4 protein-coding genes are annotated in these 3,712 nt (G+C 63.4%); all 4 read left to right on the forward strand.

The window, feature by feature from the left end; translation table 11 throughout:
* On the forward strand, positions 1-717 hold a 717-nt coding region (gene odhB / locus WCB02_RS09395; RefSeq protein ID WP_423957739.1), incomplete at its 5' end, for a 2-oxoglutarate dehydrogenase complex dihydrolipoyllysine-residue succinyltransferase.
* Between the two features lie 80 nt (positions 718-797).
* Positions 798-1,544 (forward strand): SDR family oxidoreductase, encoded by a 747-nt coding sequence (locus WCB02_RS09400; RefSeq protein WP_423957740.1) that lies wholly within the window; start codon positions 798-800, stop codon positions 1,542-1,544.
* A 33-nt stretch (positions 1,545-1,577) separates the two neighbouring features.
* Positions 1,578-2,981 carry a dihydrolipoyl dehydrogenase gene (gene lpdA / locus WCB02_RS09405; protein ID WP_423957742.1) on the forward strand — a complete coding sequence of 468 codons (1,404 nt, stop codon included), beginning with the start codon at positions 1,578-1,580 and terminating at the stop codon, positions 2,979-2,981.
* 36 nt (positions 2,982-3,017) lie between these two features.
* Positions 3,018-3,554, forward strand: coding sequence for a hypothetical protein (locus WCB02_RS09410; RefSeq protein ID WP_423957743.1), 537 nt, complete (start codon positions 3,018-3,020; stop codon positions 3,552-3,554).
* Positions 3,555-3,712 lie beyond the last annotated feature (158 nt).

Raw genomic sequence — 3,712 nt, forward strand, 5'->3', positions numbered from 1 at the left:
TCGCCGGCGGATGATGCGGCCCGCGAAGAGCGGGTGAAGATGACGCGGCTGCGCCAGACCATCGCGCGGCGGCTCAAGGACGTGCAGAACACGGCGGCCATGCTGACGACCTTCAACGAGGTCGACATGACCCATGTGATGGCCTTGCGCGCCCAATACAAGGATGTGTTCGAGAAGAAGCATGGCAGCAAGCTGGGCTTCATGGGCTTCTTCACCAAGGCCTGCGTCCAGGGCCTGAAGGACATTCCGGCCGCCAACGCCGAGATCGACGGCAGCGACCTGATCTACAAGAACTATTATCACATCGGCGTTGCCGTCGGCACCGACAAGGGGCTGGTGGTGCCTGTGGTGCGTGACTGCGACCAGAAATCGATCGCGGAGATCGAGAAGTCGATCGCCGATTTCGGCCGCCGCGCGCGCGACGGTCAGCTCAAGATCGACGAGATGCAGGGCGGCACCTTCACCATCACCAATGGCGGCATCTATGGCTCGCTGATGTCGACGCCGATCCTGAATGCGCCGCAGTCGGGCATCCTCGGCATGCACAAGATCCAGGAACGTCCGATGGCGATCGGCGGCAAGGTCGAGATCCGCCCGATGATGTATCTGGCGCTGTCCTACGATCACCGCGTCATCGACGGCAAGGAGGCGGTCACGTTCCTGGTGCGCGTCAAGGAAAGCCTGGAGGACCCGGCGCGGCTGGTGCTGGATCTTTGATCGGATCGCGGCGCGCAAGCAGGTCTTGGCATCGGCTGTGCTGCGAGGTTAGGCGTTTCCAATAGTTCTCGGGGGCAAACTTGACCGACAAAGTTGTGATCATTACCGGCGGCAGCCGCGGTATTGGCCGCGCCACCGCGGTCGCTGCGGCGGAACGCGGCTATCGCGTCTGCATCGGCTATGCCAGCAACGAGGCCGCCGCCCGCGGCACGGTCGCCGCGATCGAGGCCAGCAACGGCAAGGCGGTGGCGGTGAAATGCGATGTCGGCGAGGAGAGCGACATCCTCAAGCTGTTCAAGGCCGCCGACAAGTTCGGCACGCTCGGGGCGCTGGTCAACAATGCCGGCATCGTCGCGACCACCTCGCGGGTCGACGAGATGAGCGCCGAGCGCATCCAGCGCATGATGGCGGTCAACGTGACCGGGAGCATGCTGTGCGCGCGCGAGGCCGTGAAGCGGATGTCGACGCGTCACGGCGGCATGGGCGGCGTGATCGTCAATTTGTCGTCGGTCGCGGCCAAGCTCGGCTCACCCAACACCTATGTCGACTACGCGGCCTCCAAGGGTGCGATCGATTCCTTCACGATCGGGCTTGGATATGAAGTCGCCGGCGAGGGCATCCGGGTCGCGGCGATCCGGCCCGGGCTGATTGATACCGACATCCATGCCTCAGGCGGCGAGCCCGACCGCGCGCACCGGCTGGCGCATATGGTGCCGATGAAGCGCATCGGCCATGCCGAGGAGATCGCCAACGCCATTCTCTGGCTGATGTCGGAGGAGGCCTCCTACGTGACCAGCGCCATCCTCGATGTATCGGGCGGGCGCTGACGGGCGCCACTTTCCAGGGATAGGGTTTCATTCATGGCTACTTACGATCTTGTCATCATCGGCACCGGGCCGGGCGGATATGTCTGCGCCGTCCGCGCGGCGCAACTCGGCATGAAGGTTGCCGTGGTCGAGAAGAACCCGACTTTGGGCGGCACCTGCCTCAATGTCGGCTGCATGCCGTCGAAAGCCTTGTTGTACGCTTCGGAGATGTTCGAGGAGGCGGGGCATTCATTCGCCAAGATGGGCGTCAGCGTCTCCGCGCCGAAGCTCGACCTGCCCTCGATGATGAACTTCAAGCAGCAGGGCATCGACGGCAACGTCAAGGGCGTCGACTTCCTGATGAAGAAGAACAAGGTCGACGTCATCCACGGCAAGGGCAGGATTCTCGGCACCGGGAAAGTCGAAGTCACAGGCCTCGACGGCAGCGCGCAGACCGTCGAGACCAGGAACATCGTCATCGCCACCGGCTCCGATATTGCCAGGCTGAAGGGCATCGAGATCGACGAGAAGCGTATCGTATCCTCGACCGGCGCATTGTCGCTCGACAATGTGCCCGGAAAATTACTGATCGTCGGCGCCGGCGTGATCGGGCTCGAGCTCGGCTCGGTGTGGCACCGGCTCGGCGCCGAAGTCGTCGTCGTGGAATTTCTGGACCGTATCTTACCGGGGATCGATGGCGAGGTTGCGAAGCAGTTTCAGCGCATCCTGGAAAAGCAGGGCTTTGCGTTCAAGCTCGGCGCAAAAGTCACCGGCATTGATACTTCGGGCAACCGGCTTGCCGCCAAGGTCGAACCGGCCGCCGGCGGTGCCCAGGAGCTGGTTGAGGCCGACGTCGTATTGGTCTGTATTGGCCGCGTGCCCTACACCGAAGGCCTCGGACTGCAGGACGCCGGGGTCGCGCTCGATACTCGCGGCCGCGTGCAGATCGATGCGCATTTTGCAACCAATGTGAAAGGTATCTATGCCATCGGTGACGTGGTGGCAGGACCGATGCTCGCGCACAAGGCCGAGGATGAGGGCGTCGCCTGCGCGGAGATCCTGGCGGGCCAGGCGGGCCACGTGAACTACGACGTCATTCCAGGGGTCGTGTATACGACGCCCGAGGTGTCGACCGTCGGCAGGACCGAGGAAGAACTGAAGCAGGCCGGCGTGGCCTATACGGTCGGGAAGTTCCCGTTCACCGCGAATGGTCGCTCCAAGGTCAACCAGACGACGGAAGGTTTTGTGAAAATTCTCGCAGATGCGAAGACCGATCGTGTGCTTGGCGTGCATATTATCGGGCGGGAAGCGGGCGAGATGATCCACGAAGCTGCCGTGTTGATGGAATTTGGTGGCTCGGCCGAGGATCTCGCACGGACCTGTCATGCCCATCCGACTCGCTCAGAAGCCGTCAAGGAAGCCGCGCTTGCGGTCGGCAAGCGTGCGATCCATATGTGATCAGCGCCCCGCTTCGGTCGGGCGGGGAAACCTTTGATGCTGCGCCGCCTCCTTCAGCCCGTCTGGGTCCTGCTGGCGATCATCTTCCTGATCGAGGCCTGGCTATGGGATCACCTCGAGCCGATCGTGGCCTCGGTGGTGGACGCGATCCCGTTGCGAGCGTTCAAGCAGTGGCTTGCCGAGCGTGTCGACACGCTGTCGCCGGCGATGACGCTGATCGTCTTCATCGTGCCGGTGATTCCGCTGTTTCCCTTGAAGCTCGTCGGCATCTGGCTGTTGACCCACGAATACTGGACGAGCGCCGTTTTCACCATTCTGTTCGCGAAGTTCCTGGGCGTCGGCGTCACCGCCTTCGTGTTCGACGTGACGAAGCCGAAGCTTCTCGAGATGGCCTGGTTCGAAAGGCTCTACGAGTTCATCCTGTCGCTGCGCGCCAAGGCCAAGGCGCTGGTCGATCCGGTCAAGGCGCGAATGCGCGAGATGCTGCGCGGCGGTGGCGCTGGCGATCGCTGGTCGATGCGCACGCTGCGGCTGATCCAGCGCTTCCGCAAGAGCGTGCACGAGGCGCGCTGAAGCGCCTCGTGCGGTGACGACATGCGGCGTTACGGCAGCGGCAGCAGGTGCGGCTGCAACACCCCGAGCGCGGTGATTGCGATGCCCGCCAATGTCAGGACGCCGGAGATCCAGGCCAGCGCGATCATCCCGGTGATGATGGTCGCGGATGCCAGCAC

This window comes from Bradyrhizobium sp., from assembly GCF_049581145.1.
Taxonomy (GTDB): Bacteria; Pseudomonadota; Alphaproteobacteria; order Rhizobiales; family Xanthobacteraceae; genus Bradyrhizobium.